The organism is Micromonospora sp. NPDC052213, assembly GCF_040679695.1.
Classification (GTDB): Bacteria; Actinomycetota; Actinomycetes; order Mycobacteriales; family Micromonosporaceae; genus Micromonospora.
Genome location: NZ_JBFAVI010000064.1, coordinates 1 through 20,104, shown reverse-complemented (window position 1 = coordinate 20,104; position 20,104 = coordinate 1). Strand labels below are relative to the sequence as shown.

General features: G+C 75.6%; 11 protein-coding genes. 3 read left to right on the top strand and 8 right to left on the bottom strand.

Features of this window, described 5'->3' with window-relative positions; translation table 11 throughout:
• Nucleotides 1-5 precede the first annotated feature (5 nt).
• The 8 genes from AB0L34_RS17460 to AB0L34_RS17425 form a co-directional block, all read right to left on the bottom strand.
• Complete coding sequence (locus AB0L34_RS17460; protein ID WP_363705453.1) at nucleotides 6-3,512, bottom strand: amino acid adenylation domain-containing protein; 3,507 nt, start codon at nucleotides 3,510-3,512, stop codon at nucleotides 6-8.
• Complete coding sequence (locus AB0L34_RS17455; RefSeq protein ID WP_363705452.1) at nucleotides 3,509-5,818, bottom strand: lantibiotic dehydratase; 2,310 nt, start codon at nucleotides 5,816-5,818, stop codon at nucleotides 3,509-3,511. The genes AB0L34_RS17460 and AB0L34_RS17455 overlap by 4 nt, the downstream gene beginning before the upstream one ends.
• A complete protein-coding gene (locus tag AB0L34_RS17450) occupies nucleotides 5,815-8,925 on the bottom strand; it encodes a thioesterase domain-containing protein (protein ID WP_363705451.1) in 3,111 nt (1,036 codons plus the stop codon). The genes AB0L34_RS17455 and AB0L34_RS17450 overlap by 4 nt, the downstream gene beginning before the upstream one ends.
• On the bottom strand, nucleotides 8,922-12,392 hold the full coding sequence (locus AB0L34_RS17445; RefSeq protein ID WP_363705450.1) for an AMP-binding protein: 3,471 nt from the start codon (nucleotides 12,390-12,392) through the stop codon (nucleotides 8,922-8,924). Before AB0L34_RS17445 ends, AB0L34_RS17450 begins: the two co-directional genes overlap by 4 nt.
• Nucleotides 12,393-12,729: 337 nt before the next feature.
• On the bottom strand, nucleotides 12,730-13,134 hold the full coding sequence (locus AB0L34_RS17440; RefSeq protein ID WP_363705449.1) for a DUF2267 domain-containing protein: 405 nt from the start codon (nucleotides 13,132-13,134) through the stop codon (nucleotides 12,730-12,732).
• A gap of 237 nt (nucleotides 13,135-13,371) precedes the next feature.
• Entirely contained in the window at nucleotides 13,372-14,760 is a 1,389-nt protein-coding gene (locus AB0L34_RS17435; protein ID WP_363705448.1) for a hypothetical protein, read from the bottom strand.
• Nucleotides 14,757-15,575 carry a sugar phosphate isomerase/epimerase family protein gene (locus tag AB0L34_RS17430; RefSeq protein WP_363705447.1) on the bottom strand — a complete coding sequence of 273 codons (819 nt, stop codon included), beginning with the start codon at nucleotides 15,573-15,575 and terminating at the stop codon, nucleotides 14,757-14,759. Before AB0L34_RS17430 ends, AB0L34_RS17435 begins: the two co-directional genes overlap by 4 nt.
• A complete protein-coding gene (locus AB0L34_RS17425; RefSeq protein ID WP_363705446.1) occupies nucleotides 15,576-16,613 on the bottom strand; it encodes a zinc-binding alcohol dehydrogenase in 1,038 nt (345 codons plus the stop codon).
• A 116-nt stretch (nucleotides 16,614-16,729) separates the two neighbouring features.
• On the opposite strand from AB0L34_RS17425, the gene AB0L34_RS17420 reads away from it, so the two are divergent.
• From AB0L34_RS17420 to AB0L34_RS17410, 3 genes are read left to right on the top strand one after another with little or no spacing between them, the layout of a single operon-like run.
• On the top strand, nucleotides 16,730-18,121 hold the full coding sequence (locus AB0L34_RS17420; RefSeq protein WP_363705445.1) for an extracellular solute-binding protein: 1,392 nt from the start codon (nucleotides 16,730-16,732) through the stop codon (nucleotides 18,119-18,121).
• Complete coding sequence (locus tag AB0L34_RS17415; protein WP_363705444.1) at nucleotides 18,118-19,080, top strand: sugar ABC transporter permease; 963 nt, start codon at nucleotides 18,118-18,120, stop codon at nucleotides 19,078-19,080. Before AB0L34_RS17420 ends, AB0L34_RS17415 begins: the two co-directional genes overlap by 4 nt.
• Nucleotides 19,080-19,946 (top strand): carbohydrate ABC transporter permease, encoded by an 867-nt coding sequence (locus AB0L34_RS17410; protein ID WP_357462124.1) that lies wholly within the window; start codon nucleotides 19,080-19,082, stop codon nucleotides 19,944-19,946. The genes AB0L34_RS17415 and AB0L34_RS17410 overlap by 1 nt, the downstream gene beginning before the upstream one ends.
• The last annotated feature ends 158 nt before the right edge of the window (nucleotides 19,947-20,104 follow it).

Genomic DNA, 20,104 nt, shown 5'->3' with positions numbered 1-20,104 from the left:
CTTCGTCACGCGGTGCCGCCGGGGCGGCGGGGTGGGTTGCGGCGGGTACGGCTGCGTCGGGCGGCGGCGCGCAGCGCGGCGCGGGCCAGCTCGGGCCGGTCGGCGGCGCCGTCGAGGCTGGCGGCGAACGCCCGGATGGTGGGGTGCCGGAAGAGGTCGAGCATCTTGATCGACCGGCCGGTGGCGGCGGTGAGCCGGGCGTGCACGGCGGCCAGCGCCAGGGAGTGCCCGCCGATGTCGAAGAAGTTGTCGGTGACGCCGACCTGGTCGCGTTCCAGCACCTCGCGCCAGATGCCGGCGACCAGTTCCTCCGTGTCGGTCAGCCCGTCGGGGCCGGCCGGCAGCACGGCGCGCGGGGCCTCGCCGGCGGCGACGGTCATGGCGCCGAGCTGCGGCGTGGCCACGGTCGGCCGGGGCAGCTCGGCGGCCACCCGGTCGGCCGGCGTGTCCGGGGCGGCGACCAGCGCGCCGACGAGGGCGACCAGGTCGGCCAGCAGGTCGTCGATCCGCCCGGCGTCGAACAGGTCGGGGTTGTAGACCACCTCGACGCCGCACCGGCCGGCCCGCTCCACCACGTAGACGGTGATGTCGAACGGCGAGCCGGGCTTGGGCACCGCGACCGGCTCGGTGTCCAGGCCGGTCAGCGCCAGCCGGGGCGGGGCGAAGTTGAGCACGTTGAACAGCACCTGCACCAGCGGCGCGCGGGACGTGTCCCGCCCGACGCCGAGCGCCTCCACGATCCGCTCCAGCGGGGCGCCCGGGTGGGCGGTCGCGTCGTGCAGCTCGCCCGCGCACCGGTCGACCAGCTCGGCGAAGCTGGCCCCGCCGCCGCGCACCCGCACGGGCACGGTGTCGATGAAGAAGCCCACCACGTCGTCGAAGGCGGCCAGCCGGCGGTCGGCGACGATCGCGCCGACCACGTGGTCGTCGCGGCCGGTGAGCCGGCGCAGCAGTTCGCCGAAGCCGGCCAGCAGCACCGCCGCCACGGTGGTGCCGCGCCGCTCGGCCAGCTCCCGCACCCCGCGGTCGCACGCCTCGGGCAGCCGCACCGCCGCCTCGGCGCCGGCGTAGGTGGCCACCGCCGGCCGGGGCCGGTCGCGGGGCAGCTCCAGCACCGTCGGCACGTCGCGCAGGTGCGCCACCCACCAGTCCAGGTCGGCCGCGCCGCGCCGCCGGTCCCGCTCGGCCCGCCAGACGGCGTAGTCGGCGTACGTGGCGGACAGCGCGGGCAGCGCCGGAGCGCCGCCCAGCAACGCCCGGTCGTACGCCGCCGCGAGGTCGTCGTAGAGCAGCTTCTCCGACCAGCCGTCGAACACCGCGTGGTGCAGGGTGATCGCCAGGACGTGCTCGTCCGGCCCGAGCCGGTAGACGGTCACCTGCCAGGGCGGCCCGGTGGCCAGGTCGAAGGAGTGCGCCGCCCCGGCGGCGAGCATCCCGGCCAGCTCGGCTTCGGCGTCGGCGCTGCCGCTCAGGTCGACCACCGGGACGGCCACGTCGGTCGGCTCCTCGCAGACCGCGTACGGCACGCCGGCGGTCTGCGGGATGCGCCAGCGCAGCACGTCGTGCCGCTCGACGACCGCCCGCAGCGCGGCGCCGAGGGCGACCGTGTCCAGCGGGCCGCGCAGCCGGTGCGCCACCGCGATGTTGTACGGGGCGCTGGACGGAGCGAGCTGGTCGACGAACCACAGCCGGCGCTGCGGCGGGGAGAGGGTGGGCGGGTTGCCGGTGGTCAACCCGTCGCCGTCGGCCGGGGCGGCGGCGGTGATCCGCTCCACCAGGCCGGCCAGGGTGCGGCCGGTGAACACGTCCCGGGTGTCGACGTGCCGGCCCAGCTCGGCCCGGAGCGCGGCGACCAGGCGCATCGCGGCGATGGAGTTGCCCCCGGCGGCGAGGAAGTCGGTCTCCGGGGTGGGCGCCGCGCCGAGCAGACGGCCCCAGATCCGGGCCACCGCCGCCTCGACCGGCTCGTCGACGTCGACCGGCCCGGCGGGAGCCGGGGCGGCGGCCGGGGCGGCCAGCGCCCGCAGCGCCGGCCGGTCCAGCTTGCCGGTGGTCGGGCTCACCGGCAGGTCGTCGCGGCGCAGCACCCGGGCCGGCAGCATCGCGGCGGTCAGCCGGGGCAGGGCGTACGCCCGCAGCCGCTCGTCGTCCGGGGCGTCGGCCGGGGTGAGGAAGGCGACCAGTTCGGTGCCGGCCGGGCCGGGAACCGCCTCCACGGCGACCTGCCGCACGCCGGGCAGGCCGGCCAGCACGGCCTCCACCTCGCCCAGCTCGATCCGCTGGCCCCGGATCTTGACCTGCCGGTCGAGCCGGCCCAGGTAGACGATCCGGCCGTCCGGGTCCTGCCGCACCAGGTCGCCGGTGCGGTAGAGCCGCTCCCCCGGGTCGCCGAACGGGTCGGGGACGAAGCGCTCGGCGGTCAGGCCGGGCCGGCCGAGGTAGCCGTCGGCCAGGCCCGGGCCGCCGATCAGCAGCTCGCCGGCCTCACCCGGGGGCACCGGGCGCAGCTCGGCGTCCACCACGTACGCGCGGTGGTTGGGCAGCGGGCGGCCGATCGGCACCGGGTCGGTCTCGGCGGCGGTCAGCTCGCCGCTGACCGCGAGCACGGTGGTCTCGGTCGGGCCGTACCCGTTGAGGAAGAGCCGGCCGGGGGCCCAGCGGGCGGCCAGCTCGGCCGGCACCGCCTCACCGCCGCAGAGCACCACCCGCCAGGCCGGCAGGTCGGCCGGGTCCAGCATGGACAGCACGGTCGGCGTGATGAAGCCCCAGTTCACCTCGTGCGCGGCGATGAACCGGGCCAGCCGGACGGGGTCGGCCCGGTCGTCGGCGCCGAGGAGCTGGACGGCGCCGCCGAGCAGCAGCGGCACGAAGAGGTCCATGGTGGCCGCGTCGAAGCCGAGCGAGGCGATGCCGAGGCTGCGCACGCCCGCGTCCGCGCCGGTCATCGCGACGCAGCCGGTGACGAACTCGACCACGTTGCGGTGGGTGGTGAGCACGCCCTTGGGCCGGCCGGTGGAGCCCGAGGTGAACAGCACGTACGCGGGGTCGCCGGGGCGGGCCGGGCACGGGGCCAACGGCGCCGGCCCGGGCAGGCCGAGCGCCTCGACGCCCGGCACGTCGCCGAACTCGGCCACGGCGGCGTCGCCGACGACCACGGACACCCCCGCGTCGGCGGCGATCTCCCGCAGCCGCTGGCGGGGGCCGCCCGGCTCCAGCGGCACGTAGCAGCCGCCGGCCAGCAGCACCCCGAGCACGGTCGCGACGAGGTCGGGGTTGCGGGCCCCGCAGACGCCGACCCGGGCCTGCCGGCCGACGCCGCGCCCGCGCAGCGCGGCGGCCACCCCGGCCGCCCGGCCGAGCAGCTCGGCGTAGGTGAGCCGGGTGTCCCACTGGCGCACCGCGACCGCGTCCGGGGTGCGGGCGGCCTGCGCGGCGATCAGCTCGGCCAGCGTCGCGTCCGGCCACGGCAGGGTCTCCCCGTGGACGGCGCTGATGGACAGGATGTCGGTCACCCGTTCTCTCCCCGGTAGCTCACTGGATCGGTGATCTGCAACCGCAGCTCGCTGACGTAGCCACGCCCCTGCGCGTCGGTCACCCAGGCGTCCGCCGGGTCCGGCAGCAGCTCGCTGACCGTCACGGTGACGTCGGGGCCGCTCTTCGTGGCGGCGTCGACCATGGCGCAGAGGGACTGGGCGTGCAGCGGGGCGGTGAGGTCGACGTAGCAGGGCTTGATCTCGGTGCCCACCTTGACGAAGACCCGCTCGGGCAGCCCGAGCCGGGCCCGCCAGCGGCGGACCGCCAGGAACCGCTCGGCCTCGCCGGTGACGCCGGCCAGGCCGGTCTCCGCCACCGTCGTCCGCCAGGTCTGCCGCGCCACGACCAGCCGGTCGATGGTGATCCGGGGGGTGTGCGGGGCCGGCGCGAGGAGCTTGAAGCTGTCGAGCAGCAGCGCGCCGAGCAGGTTGGCGAAGATCTCCATCAGCGGCCAGCGGCTGCCGTCCGGCAGCACCGCGAGCCACTCGTCGCCGCCGTTCTCCACCCGCGCCTCGGTGGCGCGGACCAGCCGGTCGATGTCGGCGCCCCGGGCCGTGTCGATGCCGAACTGGCGGTCCAGGGGACCGTTGAGGGCGTACGTGATGCGGGTGGTCATCCGCGGGAAGCTCTCCGGGTAGAGCACCCGCGCCCGGGCCGGCCCGAGCTCGGCGTCCAACGCGGCCCGCAGCGCCGGCTGGTCGGGGTGGAACGGGGTCAGCACCGCGCTGTCGAACGGGACGTAGGCCGGGTGCAGCTCGCCGAGGACGAGCAGGAAGTCCCCCCGGTTGAGCGCGTCCAGCCCGGCGGCGCTGATCTGCACGTCCGGGCTGTGGATGCGGGCGGACGGCCAGCCGGGGCGGTCGGCGGCGAACAGGGTGCGGGCCCGCCCGGCCAGGTCGGCGCTGCGCAGCCGCAGCTCGGGCTGTCCCGGGACCACCGCGTCCAGGCCGATCAGCTCCGCCCAGCGGGCGGTCAGCCCGGCGCCGGCCCGGGCGATCGGGCCGTCCGGTGCGAGCAGCAGCCCCTGGGCCAGCGCCCAGACGTCGGCCAGCCGCGCCGGCCCGTCGCCGCGCAGCTCGGCGTGCAGCTCCGCGAAGATCCGCTCGCCGGCGGCGCCCACCTCGGCGGTCAGCCAGCGGGCGGCCGTCAGCACGATCGCCAGCGGCTCGGCCAGGGCGTCCAGCACCCGGGAGCCGACCGTGAAGTCCAGGTCGCGGGCGGTCTCCTCGTAGAGCACCGTGCGGCCGGCGTACATCTGCCCGGCCTGGCGGGTGGCGGGCCGGCCGGTGACCTCGGTGAACTCGGCGTTCAGCGCGGCGAGCGCGGCGCCGAGCCGTTCGGGGTCCCCGGCCGCCGCGGCGACCGCGTCGCGCGCCGCGCGCAGCCGGTCGAACGCGACCGCCACCTCGGCGCGGACCTGTGCGTCGCCGATCGCGTCGATCCGCTCCACCAGCACGCGCTCGGCCTGCGGGCTGACCGGCAGGCCGGCGTCCCAGGTCAGCAGGTCCCGCTCGACCAGCCGGTCGAGCAGCAGATATCCGTCGTCGGCGCTGCGCAGACCGGTCGCCCCGTCGGCCAGCAGCCGCTCGACCAGGGTGACCGCCGGGGTGCGCCCGTCGCAGGCGGCGAGCAGCCGGGCCTCCACGGCGGTCAGCTCCGTCGGCGGGAGCAGCGGCCGGCTGACCTGCCGGTCGGACAGGCTCAGGTGCGGCGGCAGCGTCGGCGCCCACCAGCGCCGCACCGCCAGGTCGTCGGCGAGCCGGTCGGCGTACGCGATCAGCGCCCACGCCTCGAAGTGGACCTGGCGCCGGGACACCAGCGCCGGCCCCGGCCGCAGCCGCGTGGTCGGCTCGTCCGGGTCGAGCCGACCCCAGCAGACCGGGCCGAAGAAGCCGATCGTCTCCGCCTTGCCGCAGTAGCGCTGCCAGTAGCGCAGCAGGCTCAGCTCGCGCTTGCGGCGGCGGACGTTGCGGACGGCCGGGTCGGTGCGCAGCAGGCCGTCCAGCGCGATGAGCATCTCCGCGTTCTGCCAGGTGACCGCCTCGCGCAGCAGCGGGTCGGCGGCGATCTCGTTGGCCACCGCGGAGCCGTCCAGCAGCGCCGTCGCGAACGCCTTGTCGAACGGCTCCGCCTCGCCCTCGCCGCGGAGCAGGGCGTCGGCGGCGGCCGCCGCCTCGGGCGCGGCGAAGGCCGCCAGCCCGGCGGCCGGGAAGCCGGCGGTACGCAGGACGACGTCGCGCCACACCGACCAGCCGGTGTCGCCGAGCGGGATCTTGTGGCTCATCGGCCGCCCTCCCGCTCGTCGGCGTCCACGATGTGCAGCCGCAGTTCGCTGAAGTAGCGCCGGCCGGCCGCGTCGGGCACCCAGGCGTCCGCCGCCGTGGGCAGCATCTCGCTGACCGCCAGCGAGGCGTCGTCGCCGCCGTCGGTGCGGGCGGCCCGCACCATGGCGCAGAACATGTTGGCGAACGCCGGACTGCTGAGATCCACGAAGCAGGGCTTGGTCTCGGTGCCGAGCTTGATGTAGACCTGCTCGGGCAGCCCGAGGCGGCGGCGCCAGTCCCGGACCGCGAGGAACCGTTCCCGCTCGCCGGTGACCGTGGCGAGCCCGCTCTCGCCGACCGTCGTCCGCCAGGTCTGCCGCGCCACCACCAGCTCGCCGACCGTGATCCGGGGCGTGTACGGCGCGGGGCTGACCAGCTTGAACCCGTCGACGGCGTGCGCGCTGAGCAGCGGGGAGAACAGCTCGGGCAGCGTCCAGCGCTGCCCGTCCGGGGCGGTGGCGACCAGCCGGCCGCCGGACTCGGCGACGGTCAGGTCGACCGTGGGCAGCACCCGGTCGGGGTCGGCGCCGGGTGCGGGCGCGAAGGCCAACTGCCGGTCCGTCGGCCCGGTGAGCGCCTCGGCGACCCGGCTGGTGCGCCGGGGCCAGTCGTTCGGGACGAGCAGCCGGATCCGCCGCTCGCCGAGGTCCTCGGTCAGCGCGTCGCGCAGCCGGTCCACGTCGGGGTGCGACGGGGTGAAGACCTGGCAGTCGAAGGACGCCCAGGCGGCGTGCAGCTCGCCGAGGACCACGGTGTAGTCGCCGCGCGCCAGCGCCTCCGCGTCGGCGGCGCAGATCTGCAGGTCGGGGCTGTGCAGCCGGGCGTTGGGCCAGGCCGGCCGCTCGGCCGGGAACGCCTCGGCGACCCGGGCGGCCAGGTCGGCCACCGGCAGCCGGACCTCCGCCGTCCCGGCCGGCAGCGTGGCCAGGCCGAACAGTCCGGCCCAGCGGTCGGCGAACTCGGCGGCGACCGCGTCGACCGGCCGGGGGCCGTCGCCCCAGAACATGCCCTGCGCCAGGAACCAGAGGTCGGCCAGGGACACCGGGCCGCCGCCCGCCTCGGCGCGCAGTTCGTCGTACAGCTCGCGGAACGCCGCGTCGTACGCCCGCTCCAGCGCGTCGACCAGCCAGCGGGCCGCCTGGAGCAGCACCGCGAGCGGGGCGGCGATCCGGTCGAGCAGCGGCTTGCCGAAGACCACGTCGAGGTCCCGGCTGGTGTCCTCGTAGCAGAGGGTGCGGCCGGCGTACATCTGGCCGGCGCGGCGGCGCGGGGGCTGCCCGGTCAGCTCGGTGAAGGTCGCGTCGAGCGCGTCCAGGGCGGCGCCGAGCCGCTCCGGGTCGCCGGCGGCGGCGGCCACGGCGTCCCGGGCGGCGCACAGCCGGTCGAAGCCGGCGCGGGCGTCCTGCCGCGCGGGCTCGTCGCCGATCTCCTCGATCCGCCGCCGCAGCACGTCCTCCGCGTCGGGGCTCACCGGCAGCCCCGCGTCCCAGGTGATCAGCTCGCGCTCGACCAGCCGGTCCAGCAGCGCGTAGCCGTCCTCCGCCCGGCGCAGCCCGATCGCCGGGTCGGCGACCAGCTCGCGGGCCGGGCGCCGGCCGTCGGCGGCGGCCAGCAGCGCCGCCTCCACGGGGGTGAGCGGCACCGGCGGCCGGCCGGGCCGGTGGACGGTGCGGTCGGCGAGGCTCAGCTGCGGGCAGAGCATCGGCGCCCACCAGGCACGCACCGCCACGTCCCGGCCGATCCGGTCGGCGTAGGCGCTGAGCGCCCAGGACTCGAACCACACCCAGCGGCGCCGGGTCAGGCCCGGACCGGGGCGCACGTCGGCGGTCTCCGGGCGCGCCGGGTCGAGGGTGACCCAGCAGCTCGGGCCGAAGAAGCCGACCGTCTCGTTCTTGCCGCAGTACCGCTGCCAGTACTTCAGCAGGGCACGCTCCCGGTCCCGCCGCCGCACGTTGCGCGCCGGATCGGGGCCGCCCCGCGCCAGGCCGTCCAGCGCGACCACGGCGCCCCGGTTCTGCCAGGTGACCGCCTCCCGCAGCAGCGGATCGGCGGCCAGCTCGGTGATCCGCCGCCCGGTCGCCGTCAGCGCCTCGGCGAACTCCTTGTCGTACCGCTCGGCGCCGTCGCCGGTGGCGAGCAGTTCGTCGGCGGCCGCCGCGGCCTGCGGAGCGGACAGCATGGTCAGGCCGTCGGCGGGAAAGCCGGTGGTACGCAGGATGGCGTCCCGCCACACCGACCAGCCGGTGTCGCCGAGCGGCACCCGATGCCCGCCCGCCACCGCGCCGTTCCCGACCGTCGCCGCCGGCGGGACGGCAGCCGCCGGCTCCGGGTCGGCCGCCACGGCCCCGTCCAGGTCGGCACGGATCGCGGCGAGCAGGTCGGGGAGCCGGTCGTTGAGGAAGAAGTGCCCACCCTCGATCTCGTGCAGGGTGAAGCCGGCGGCGGTGTGCTCCCGCCACGCGTCGCTGTGCTCCCGGCGGACGGCGCGGTCGTGCCGGCCGCTGAACGCCACGATCGGCACCGGCAGCGGCTCGCCCGGGGTGTAGCGGTAGCTGTCGACCCGCCCGAAGTCGGCGCGCAGCAGCGGCAGCAGCAGCTCGACCAGCTCGGGGTGCGCCAGCAGCTCGGCCGGCAGCCCGCCGCCGTCGCCCAGGCGGCGCAGCAGCTCGTCGTCGTCCACCCTGGACAGCCCGTCGAAGAGGCTGGGCGCGGTGACGTGCGGGGCGCGGGCGCCGCCGACGTAGAGCCGCAGCGGCAGCGGACGGCCGGCGCGGCGCAACTCGCGGACCACCTCGAAGCCGACCCGGCCGCCCATCGAGTGGCCGTAGATCGCGTACGGGCCGCGGACCCGGTCGGCGATGGCGGACGCGACGTCCACCACCCGGAACTCCGGGTCCTCGCTGATCCGGTTCTCCCGCCCGGGCAGCTGCACCGGCAGCACCTCGACGTCCGGCCCGATCTCCTCCTGCCACCGGCGGAAGACGCTCGCGCCGCCGCCGGCGTAGGGCAGGCAGAACAGTTGCACCGGCGCCGGTTCACGACGGCCGGCGGAGACGAACCAGTTCACCGCGCACCTTTCTGAGGGGGGTCGATCCAGTACCGCTGACGTTGGAACGGATAGGTGGGCAGCCCGGTGCGCCGGACCGAGCCCTCGGGGTGCAGCGCCGCCCAGTCCACGTCCCGGCCGGCGACCCAGGCCGTCGCCAGCTCGCGCAGCTCGCCGGGCTCGCCGGCCAGCCGGGCGTCGGTGGCGAGCAGTTCGTCCAGCGCGGCGACGGCGCCGGCGGGGTCGGCCGCCACCACGGCCGCCCGGCAGCCGAACGCGCGCCGACCGAGGGCGAGGGTGGCAGCCACGTCGGCGAGCGCCGGGGCGGCCCCGGCGAGGTGCTGCCGCAGCCGGGTCAGCGCCGCCCGCAGCGCCGCCGGGGTCCGCGCCGACACCGGCAGCAGGTACGCGGGCGCGTCCGCGCCGTCGACCGGCTCGGCCGGGGGCGGCTGCTCGACCACCACGTGCGCGTTCGTGCCGCCCAGCCCGAACGAGCTGACCCCGGCCACGCGACGGGTCGCCTCGGGCCAGTCCCGTGCCTTGGTCGGCACGTAGAACGGACCGCCGGCCAGGTCGATCTCCGGGTGCGGGCGGGTGAAGTGCAGGTTCGGCGGGATGACGCCGTGCTGCACGGCGAGTACGGCCTTGATCAGCCCGGCGATGCCGGCGCCCGCGTCGAGGTGGCCGATGTTGGTCTTCACCGAGCCGAGCGCGCACGTCTCGGCGGGCCCGGCGCCGGCGTACACCTCGTGCAGCGCGGCGACCTCGATGGCGTCGCCGAGCGGCGTGCCGCTGCCGTGGGCCTCGATGAAGCGGACCTCACCGGGGGCGACCTCCGCCGCGGCGAGCGCGCCGGCGACGGCGGCGGCCTGCCCGGCGGGCCCGGGAACGGCGAACCCGGCGCGGTCGGCGCCGTCGTTGGTGACGGCCCAGCCGGGCAGGATCGCGTAGATCCGGTCGCCGTCGGCCTGGGCGTCGGCGAGCCGGCGCAGCGCGACCACACCGGCGCCGGAGCCGAAGCCGGCGCCGGCGGCGGCCTCGTCGAAGGCGCGGCAGCGGCCGTCCGGGGAGGCCAGACCACCCGGGGTGTGCCGGTAGCGGGGCCAGGTGACGTTCACCCCGCCGGCCAGGGCGATGTCGCACTGGTAGTCGGCGAGGCTCTGCGCGGCGAGGCAGACCGCGACCAGCGAGCTGGAGCAGGCGCTCTGCACGGCGACCGCCGGCCCGGTCAGGCCCAGCCGGTAGGCCACCTGCCCGGGCAGATGGTCGGTGAACTGCCGGCCGACGAGCCGGGCCTCCCAGTCGTCGGGGTCGACGTCGCCGACCACGGCCGGGTTGTCCATGAGGTGGAACAGGAAGTACCGGTTGGCGGAGGTGGCGGCGTAGACGCCGACCAGCCCGGGGAACCGGGCCGGGTCGTGCCCGGCGTCCTCCAGGGCCTCCCAGGCCGTCTCGAGGAAGAGCCGCTGCTGCGGGTCGGTGCGGGCCGCCTCGTCGGCGCCGAAGGAGAAGAACTCGGCGTCGAAGTCGGCCACCCCGTCCAGCCGGCCGGCCGCCTTGACGTGCCGGGGGTCGGCGCGCAGGCCGGGGCCGATGCCGAGGGCGGCCAACTCCTCGTCGCTGTGGTCGTGGATGGAGTCCACGCCGGCGCAGAGGTTCCACCAGAAGGTACCGACGTCGGGCGCGCCCGGGAACCGGCCGGCGAGGCCGACCACGGCGATCTCGTCGCCCGTGTACTCCCGGGCGGCGGTCGCCGGGGCGACCGGGGCGGGCACGGCCGGCGCGCGGACCGGCTCCGGCGGGGTGTCGACGAGCCGGGCCTGGGCGGCCACGGTCGGGTGCTCGAAGAGCCGCAGCATCGGCAGCCGCACCCCGAACCGCTCGGCGAGCCGCTGCTGCACCCGACCGAGCAGCAGCGACTGGCCGCCGACGTCGAAGAAGCTGTCGGAGCGGCCGACGGCCGGGCGGCCGAGCACCTCGCACCAGATGTCGTGCACGATCCGCTCGGTGGGTGTGGCCGGCGCCTCCCCGGCGGGCACGTCCCGGGCCGGGTCGGGCAGCGCCCGCTCGTCGATCTTGCCGGTGACGGTGAGCGGGAACTCGTCGACCACGACCACCGCGCGCGGCAGCGCGTACTCCGGCAGCCGTCGGGCGAGGGCGTCGCGCAGGGCCGCCGGGTCCAGCGCGGCACCGCCCGGCCGGGCGTACGCGAGCAGCTCGCCGTCGCGCGCGATGGCGCGGACCCCGGCGACGCCCGGCTGGTCGGCGAGCACGGCCTCGATCTCGGTCAGCTCGACGCGGAACCCGCGTACCTTCACCTGCCGGTCGAGCCGGCCGAGGCAGACGAGGTCGCCGCCGGACAGCCGCGCGCCGAGGTCCCCCGTCCGGTACGTCGGCACGCCGTCGGGGTCGACGGCGAACCGGTCGCTGTCCTGGCCGAGGTAGCCGGGGGCGAGGTGCCGGCTGCGCACCACGATCTCGTCGCCCTCGCCGAGGCGCAGCTCGTACCCGGGCAGCGCGGTGCCGATCGGCAGCGGCCCGGTGGCGGCGGGGTCGGCGTCGGCGAGCGGCAGCGCGTACCGGGCGGCGAAGGTCATCTCCGTGGCGCCGTAGCCGTTGACCAGCACGCAGTCGGGGGCGAAGCGGTCCCGTCCGCGGGCCGCGTCGGCGTGGGTGGCCTGCTCGCCGCCGAGCAGCACGACCCGCACCCGGTCGAGGCGGGGGCCGGGGGTGTCGAGCAGGAAGCGGTAGACGGTCGGGGTGGAGTGGTAGACGGTGACCCCGTGCCGGGCGAGCTGCTCGACGGCGTGGGCGAGGCCGTGCCGGCGCAGCTCCACCGGGACTACGGCGGCCCCGGCGAGCAGCGCCGGGTACAGGTCGGGGATCGCCGCGTCGAAGCTGAACGAGGCGAGCAGGCTGAGCCGGTCCGCCGGGCCGATCTGGAGGGCCGCGATCTGGTTGTCCACCACGTGCAGCAGGTTGCGGTGGGTCTGGCCGACCGCCTTCGGCACGCCGGTGGAGCCGGAGGTGAACAGCACGTACGCCAGCGCGTCCGGGTCGACGGGCACGGGCCGCAGCGGCGCGGCCGCGAGGTCGTCGACGGTCAGCACCCGGACGGCCGGCCGGTCGGCGGTGAGCCGATGGGCCAGCCCGGCGTGCTCCGCTCCACACAGGACGGTGCCGACCTCCGCGGCGGCGAGCATGTGCCGCAGCCGCTGCTCCGGGAAGCCCGGATCCAGCGGCACGTACGCGCACCCGGCGGCGAGCGTGCCGAGGATGGCGGCGATGGTCGCGGGCCCGTGCCCGGTGAGCAGGGCGACCCGGTCGCCCGGCCGGCACCCGGCAGCGGCGAGCGCGGCGGCGTGCCCGCCCGCGGCGCCGGCGAGCGCGGCGTAGCTGAGCGGAGCGGCCTCGCCGAGGACGGCCGGCTGGTCGGGCCGACGGGCGGCGACAGCGCTGAAGCGATTGATTACCGTCGGTTCTGCCATGTCAACGCTTGGTGGCGGACCCGCTGATGGACAGCGTGCAGCGTTTGACAAACGCAACCATCGATCCCCCCCAGGACTTCACAATGGAAGCAGCATAAGGCTCGATACCTGGCGGGAAAGATCATCGTTTAGAGTCCATCCGAACAGTCGACGGACCCCTCACGCAACGGATGGGTAAAACAGTCCGATCATCCCTCTGGCGCGTAGAGGAGTTTCCGTCTACTTGCGAACCGGCCGGTGATTCTCCGGCTAGAAGGCGCGTGAACCCTCAGTCTTCCTGCGATCGGGGTCGATGTCCACAGACGACTTTGTGAACGACGGATGACAGGCTGGGTCGTCAGCTGTCATATGGCGGGCGAGGGATCGGCTGGCTCGTGGCGTCGAAGTCCCCGGGCAGCCGGGCGACCATGTCGCGGAACTCGTCGACGGTGACCGCCTCCCGCAGGGTGGCGAAGACGGCTCCGGTGCCGACCCGGGCGGTGGCCTCGTCCACCCCGGCCCGCTCCCCCACGCGGCGCAGGAACTCCGCCGGTCCGAGGGGGTCCGGTCGGCCGTCGGCCGGGTCCGGTGCGGCCAGGTAGCCGTCCAGCTCGTCGGGGAGGTGCCCGGCCAGGTCGCCCGACCGGCCGCCGGTCATCCGCTCCACCATCGTCTGCAGCACGGCGCGGGCGATCGTGGCGGACTGCGCGGTCGACAGCCCCGCCCGGCGGGACACCGCGTCGACGAATAGGGGAAACCGCACGGCGCCCTCCTGTCGTCACCGGCCCCGCGCATACCCGCGCCCGCCGCCGGCAAACGACCCGCCCGCGCGGGCCACCGCCTGACTGCCACCCGCGGACGACCCGGCGCCGCCCACGCGCGCCACCGCCTGCCCGCCCGCCATCGGCCGCCTCCGTGGTGGGCCGAGGACGACGCCCGGTCACGCCGGTGCGCACGGTGCCGCGCGCCCGGGTGGCCGGCGGGCGCCGAGCGGCAGGGCTCAGCCGGTCCGGTCGTCGGCGAGGACGTCGAGCAGCAGCGCGGCGGTCCAGCCGAAGGCGGGCGAGCCGAGCCCGGCGCCGGTGTCCGGGTGGAAGTACTCGTGGCAGCCGGAAAGGGCCACCAGCTCGATCATCGAATCGCGCAGACCGGCCGCCAGGTCGGGACGGCCGTGGGTGAGCAGCCCCCGGCGCACCAGCCAGTTGACGTTCATCCAACTCGGCCCGCGCCAGTAGCGCAGCGGCTCGAAGTCCGCCGCCGTGCGGTCGTGGCTGGGCAGCGGCCGGTCCATCCGGGCGGCCAACCCGAACCGCGGCGAGCACGCCTCGGCGACCAGCGCCGTGGCCTGCCGGGCGGGCAGGTCGGGCAGGATCAGCGGGACGAGGCCGAGCACCGTCCGGGCCGGCACGAGGCGGTCGGCGCGCAGGTCCCGGGGCTGGAAGGTGCCGGTCGTGGGGTCGTACAGCCGGCGCACCAGGGCCTCGGTGATCCGGGCGGCGCGCTCCCGGTGCGGGCCGGGGTCGGCCCCGACCACCGGCGCGATCCGGGCCAGCGCGTGCTCGGCGGCGCCCATCGCCGCGTTGAGCAGCGGACACTCCACGAGGAACGGATGGTGGGCGGCCAGTTCCGCGTCCCGGTAGCGGTGCTGCCGGTAGGACGCCACGATCGCGACGTAGCGCGCGTAGTCGAGGTCGGTGGGGCGGTGCGCGGCGTCGGCGTGCGTGGTGTCGTGCCGGCGGTACGCGCGCATGACGGCGGCGTCGGCGGGCACCGCCGCCATCGGCGCGTCCCAGGCGGGGCTGTTGTCCAGCCCGGACTCCCACGGGTGGACGATGCAGGCCAGCCCGCCCCCGCCGACGTCCCGGCGGGTGGCCAGGTAGCGTTGCTGCGCCACCAGCCCGGGATAGAGCCGGCGCAGCGCGGCCCGCCCGTCCTCGGAGGGGCACCGGCGGTACGCCAGCCACGCGGCGGGCGCGTGCACCGGCGGCTGGACCAGCCCGGACGTGGCGGCGGCCGGGGCGCCCTCGGCGAGGGCCGAGTCCCAGAACTCCGGCCCCGGGAAGTACGAGCCGACCCGCAGCGCCGGGTTGAACACGATGTGCGGCACCCGCCCGTCGGCCCACTGGGCCCGGAACAGGCTCGCCAGCTCCCGCCAGGCGCGGTCGGGGCGGACGTGGGCCCAGCCGAGCGCGATGAACGCCGAGTCCCAGCTCCACTGGTGCGGGTAGAGGGTGCGCGAGGGCACGGTGTGGTCGTGCTCCCAGTTGCCGTCGAGGGTGGCGACGGCGAGCTGGCGCAGCGCCGCGCCGTCCCGGGCGCCGCCGTCCCGGGCCCCGCCGTCGGCGGCCGTCCCGGTGCCCGGGCCGCCGTCCGCGGTGTCGGTGCTCATGCCGCCGCCTGCCGGGGCTGCGCGTGTCGGAGCACGGCGGCGGCCTGGTGCAGGGCGCGGACCGGATCGCCCCGCAGCCGGCACTCCAGCGCCAGCCAGCCCCGGTAGTCGATCTCCAGCAGGGTGCGCACCAGGGCCGGCCAGTCGAGGTGGCCGGCGCCCGGCTGGTAGCGGTTGGAGTCGCTGACCTGGACGTGCCCGAGATAGGGCGCGGCGGCGCGCAGGGCCCGGTGCACGTCGTCCTCCTCGATGTTCATGTGGAAGGTGTCCGCCGCCACCCGCACCGAGGGCAGCCCGACGGCCGCGCAGAGGGTCACCGCGTCGTCGAGCCGGTTGACCATGTGGTCCTCGTACCGGTTCAGCGGTTCCAGGAAGAGGGTGACCCCCTCGGCGCGGGCGTGCTCGCCCAGCTCGCCGAGGGCGTCGAGGAGCACCTGCCGGTCGCCGGCGGGCGAGCGGGGCGGCTCGAACGGCGGCAGCCGCCGGGAGAACATCCCCCACGCCGCCGGGGTCATCGCGCCGACGCCGCCGAGCTCGGCGATCACCGAGAGCTGCGAGCGCAGGTTGCGCACCGCGTCGCGGGACCGCTCGGCGTCGAAGTCGCCGATGAAGTGGTCCATCTCGACACAGACGGTGGGCATGACCACCCCGGCCGCCCGCGCGCGGCGCAGCTCCGGCAGCCGGCGGGCGAGACCGAGGTCGCCCCGGCCGCGCAGCTCGATCGCGTCGTAGCCGAGCGCGGTGGCGAGCGCGTACTTCTGGATCAGGTCGGTGCCCGGCAGGAGCTGCTCCTGACAGGCCAGTGGGATCGTCATCTAGAACCTCAGCACCACTTGGAGGGCGTCACCGTCACCGCGGTCGAGCAGCGCCAGCGCGTCGGCCACCGCGCTGGCGTCCACGACGTGGCTCACCAGCGGCAGCGGGTCGACGCTGCCCTCGGCCACCAGGTCCATGAAGGTGTGTGCGACGCGGGCTCCGGTCCACCGGCCGGCCATGCCGGGTGCCGGGGTCGGCCCGGAGACCTGGGCCGCCACCAGCTGGATCCGGTTGTGGTGGAACTCCTCACCCAGGCCGAGCCCGTCGGCCTGCCCCTGGTAGAAGCCGGCGGCCACGACGCGGCCGGCGTGGGTGGTGGAGCGGATCGCCTCGTGCAGCGCCGGGTAGGCCCCGGACAGCTCGAGGCAGACGTCCGCGCCCCGGCCGCCGGTGGCCCGGCGCAGCACGGCCGCGGCCGACTCGGCGCCCGCGTCGACCGCGATGCGCGCGCCGAGGCGGGTGGCGTGCACGAGCCGGGCGGGCACCCGGTCGACGGCGACCACCCGAGCGCCGGAGAGGGCGGCGAGGCGGGTGGCGAGCAGCCCGATGACGCCCTGCCCGAAGATGCCGACCCAGTCGCCGAGGTGCAGGTCGCCGGCGAGCACGGCGGTGAGGGCGATCGCCCCGGGGCGGGCGAAGACGGCCGCGAGCGGATCCAGCCCGGCGGGCAGCGGGTGCACCGCCTCGGCGGCCACGACCGCCTCGGCGCGATGCCCCCAGATGCCCCAGACCACCTCTCCCGCCCGCCGGCCGGCCACGTCGGACGCGACCTCGACGACCTCGCCGACCTCCTCGTAGCCGAAGCCCACCAGCGGGTACGGCACGGAGGTCTGCCGGGGCACGAACATCCGGCTGACGTCGTCCCAGTCCTTGCTCAGCCGGGGGTTGCTGCCCCGGTAGAGGGTGAGCTCGGTGCCGGCCGAGATGCCGGAGTAGCAGGTGCGGACACGGACCTGTCCGGGCCCGAGCGGATCCGGGGGGCAGGGCTCGAGGCTGATCCGTCGGGGCCCGGCCAGAGAGACAACCCAGTTGACCATGAGTCACATCCCGGTAGCACTGGGTTCCATCGTAGGCAGAAAATCGGTATATGTCTTGTAATTGATCAATCGAAGGCGTTGAATCCCTTGTATACCCTTCGAGAGGAGTGCCACCGATGTCAGCACCTCCGATGCGGATACTCGCCGCCACCCTGATCATGGCAGTCACCGGGGTCAGCCTGCTGGCCTGCGGCGACGAAGAAACCGACAGCGACAGCAAGAAGATCACCGTGTGGAGCCTGGAGGACGTGGCCGACCGGGTCACCGCCACCAAGGCGATCATCGCGGACTTCACCGCCAGGACCGGGATCACGGTCGACCTGGTCACCGTGAACGAGGACCAGTTCCCCTCGCTGATCGCCTCCAGCGCCGCCGCCGGCGAGTTGCCCGACGTGGTCGGCTCGGTGTCGCTGGCCGGGGTACGCACCCTCGCCGGCAACGAACTGCTGCACCCCTCGGCGAACGCGGAGGTCGTCGAGGCGCTCGGCCGGCAGACGTTCTCGCCGCGCGCGCTCGAACTGACCGCCGACGACGGCAGACAACTCTCCGTGCCCAGCGACGGCTGGGGTCAGCTGCTCGTCTACCGCAAGGACCTGTTCGACGCCGCCGGGCTGCCCGCCCCCGACACGTACGAGAAGATCGCCGCCGCCGCCACGAAGCTGAACACCGGCGACGTCGCCGGCATCACCGCCGCCACCGCCCCCGGTGACGTGTTCACCCAGCAGACCTTCGAACACCTGGCGCTGGCCAACAACTGCCAGCTCACCGACGACGCCGGGGCCGTGAAGCTGGACTCCGCCGAGTGCGTCGAGGCGTTCCGGTTCTACGGCGACCTCATGCGCACCAGCTCCGTGAAGGGCGCGCAGGACGTGGACACCACGCGGGCCACCTACTTCGCCGGCAAGGCGGCCATGCTGATCTGGTCGCCGTTCATCCTCGACGAGCTGGCCGGGCTGCGCAACGACGCCAGGCCGACCTGCCCACAGTGCCAGGCCGACCCGACGTACCTGGCGAAGAACAGCGGCTTCGTCACCGCGATCAAGGGCCCGAACGGCGCCGCGCCGGCCCAGTACGGCGAGATCAGCTCGTGGGCGGTGCTCGACGGCGCCGCCGACTCGGCGAAGTCGTTCGTGGAGCACATGCTCGGCGACGCCTACCCGCGCTGGTTCGGCATGTCCCCCGAGGGGCGCTTCCCCGTCCGCAAGGGCACCGCGGCCGAGCCGGAGAAGTTCCTCACCGCCTGGAACGCCAGCCAGGCCGGGGTGGACGCCAAGAAGCCGCTCGCCGACGTGTACGGCGAGGAGGTGCTCGCCGGCCTGCGGCGCAGCCCGGACACCTTCCAGCGCTGGGGCCTCACCCAGGGCCAGGGCAAGCTGGTCGGCGCGATCCTCGGCGAGCTGCCCGTGCCCAAGGCACTGAACGACGTGGTCGCCGGCAAGACCGACGCCGCCGCGGCCGCCGGCCGGGCGAAGAAGGACGTGGAGGCGATCAAGGCGGGCGTCAATTGACCACCGCCGCGCCGGGCACCGGCCGCTCCCCCACCCGGGATCGGCCGGCCCCGGCCCCCCGCCGGCGACCGCTGACCCTGCGCCGCCGGGAGGCCCGCGCCGGGCTGGCGCTGGTCGCCCCGACCCTGCTCGTCGTCGTCGCGGTCATCGGCGTCCCCGTCGTCTGGACCGTCGTGCTGGCCTTCCAGCGGGTACGCCTCGCCACGCTGCGCCGCACCGGGCTCTTCGGCGAGTTCACGATGGACAACGTCGAGCGGGTCCTGAACACCCCGGGCTTCGCCGACACTCTCTGGACCACGCTGGTCTACAGCGTGGCCAGCACCGCCGGCTCGATCGTGCTCGGCCTGGTGGCGGCGCTCGTCGTACGCCGGCCGTTCCGGGGCCGCACCCTCGTGCGCGCGTCGATGCTGCTGCCGTACGTGGCGCCGGTGGTCGCGGTCACCTTCGTCTGGCAGGTGATGCTCGACCCCCAGCTCGGCGTCGTCAACGACTGGGGCCGACGGTTCCTCGGCTGGGACACCCCGGTGCCGTTCCTGTCCCAGGAGTCGACGGCCCTGGCCACGGTCATCGCGTTCGAGGCGTGGCGCTACTTCCCGTTCGCGTTCCTGTTCCTGCTCGCCCGGCTCCAGGCGGTGCCCGGCGAGCTGGAGGAGGCCGCCCGGGTGGACGGGGCCACCCCCACCCAGCGGTTCCGGCACATCCTGCTGCCGCAGCTGCTGCCGGTGATCGGCCTGCTGGGCGTGCTGCGGTTCATCATGACGTTCAACAAGTTCGACGACGTCTACCTGCTCACCGGCGGGGCGGCCGGCACCGAGGTGGTCAGCGTCCGGGTCTACGAGTTCCTGACCGCGCGGACGGACATCGGCGCGGCGGCGGCGCAGGCGGTCGTGCTCGCGGTGGTGCTGATCGTGTTCGTGCTGGTGTACCTGCGCTTCTTCGGTGGACGGAGGGTCGACTGATGGACCGGGACCGGATCGAGACGGTGGGCCTGCGCTGGCTGCGCCGGCTGGTGATCGCCACGTTCCTGCTGGTCACCGTCTTCCCCTTCTACTACATGCTGGTGCTCTCGGTACGCCCCATCGAGCGGCTGCTGCTCGACCCCGGCTCGCTGGTGGTGGGCCTCGGCGAGCTGACCTTCGACACGTACGCCGAGGTGGTCAGGGCGGCCGACGACGGCGGCCAGGGCTTTCTCACCTTCATGCGCAACAGCGGCCTGGTCGCCGTCGCGGCGACCCTGCTGACGCTGGCCGTGGCGATCCCCGGCGCGTACGCCGTCGCCCGGCTGCGGTTCTTCGGCCGGCGGCAGGTCGACTTCCTCTTCCTGGCGGTCTACCTCTTCCCGTCGATCGTCATCGCGATCCCGCTCTTCGTGGTCTTCACCCGGGCCGGGCTGCGCGGCTCGCTGCTGGGCCTGGTGCTGGTCTACATCTCGCAGACCCTGCCGGTCTCGGTCTACATGCTGCGCAACTACTTCGAGACCATCCCCGTCAGCCTGGAGGAGTCCGCGGCCATCGACGGCGCGGGGCGGCTCGGCATCATCCGTCGGGTCAGCCTCCCCCTGGCGGCGCCGTCCATCATGGCGGTCGCCCTGTACGACTTCATGATCGCCTGGAACGAGTTCCTCTTCGCCCTGCTCTTCCTGGTCGACAAGCCGAACCGGTGGACGGTGTCGCTGGGGCTGGCGCAGCTGGCGGACGGGGTCGAGGTGCCGAAGACGGTGCTGATGGCCGGCTCGGTGATCCTCACCCTGCCCATCGTGATCCTCTTCTTCGCCAGCGAACGGTTGCTCACGGAGGGGCTCACCAGCGGCGCCGAGAAGGGCTGAGGCGGGCGGGGTTGCCGCACGGCGGGCCGCTGGCCAAGGATGTCCCGGGTGGACGCCTCCCCCGACATCGACATCGACACCGAGGCCGGCGTCCCGCCCGCGGCGGCCCCGCCCGGCGTCGGCCTGACCGGCGCGGAGCCGCCCGCCGCGGCCCCGGT

What these genes read in the sequence shown, in the direction of transcription:
- AB0L34_RS17420 (WP_363705445.1), top strand. Translation starts at nt 16,730, where the DNA reads ATGTCAGCACCTCCGATGCGGATACTCGCCGCCACCCTGATCATGGCA.
- AB0L34_RS17435 (WP_363705448.1), bottom strand. Translation starts at nt 14,760, where the DNA reads ATGAGCACCGACACCGCGGACGGCGGCCCGGGCACCGGGACGGCCGCC.
- AB0L34_RS17425 (WP_363705446.1), bottom strand. Translation starts at nt 16,613, where the DNA reads ATGGTCAACTGGGTTGTCTCTCTGGCCGGGCCCCGACGGATCAGCCTC.
- AB0L34_RS17445 (WP_363705450.1), bottom strand. Translation starts at nt 12,392, where the DNA reads ATGGCAGAACCGACGGTAATCAATCGCTTCAGCGCTGTCGCCGCCCGT.
- AB0L34_RS17455 (WP_363705452.1), bottom strand. Translation starts at nt 5,818, where the DNA reads ATGAGCCACAAGATCCCGCTCGGCGACACCGGCTGGTCGGTGTGGCGC.
- AB0L34_RS17430 (WP_363705447.1), bottom strand. Translation starts at nt 15,575, where the DNA reads ATGACGATCCCACTGGCCTGTCAGGAGCAGCTCCTGCCGGGCACCGAC.
- AB0L34_RS17410 (WP_357462124.1), top strand. Translation starts at nt 19,080, where the DNA reads ATGGACCGGGACCGGATCGAGACGGTGGGCCTGCGCTGGCTGCGCCGG.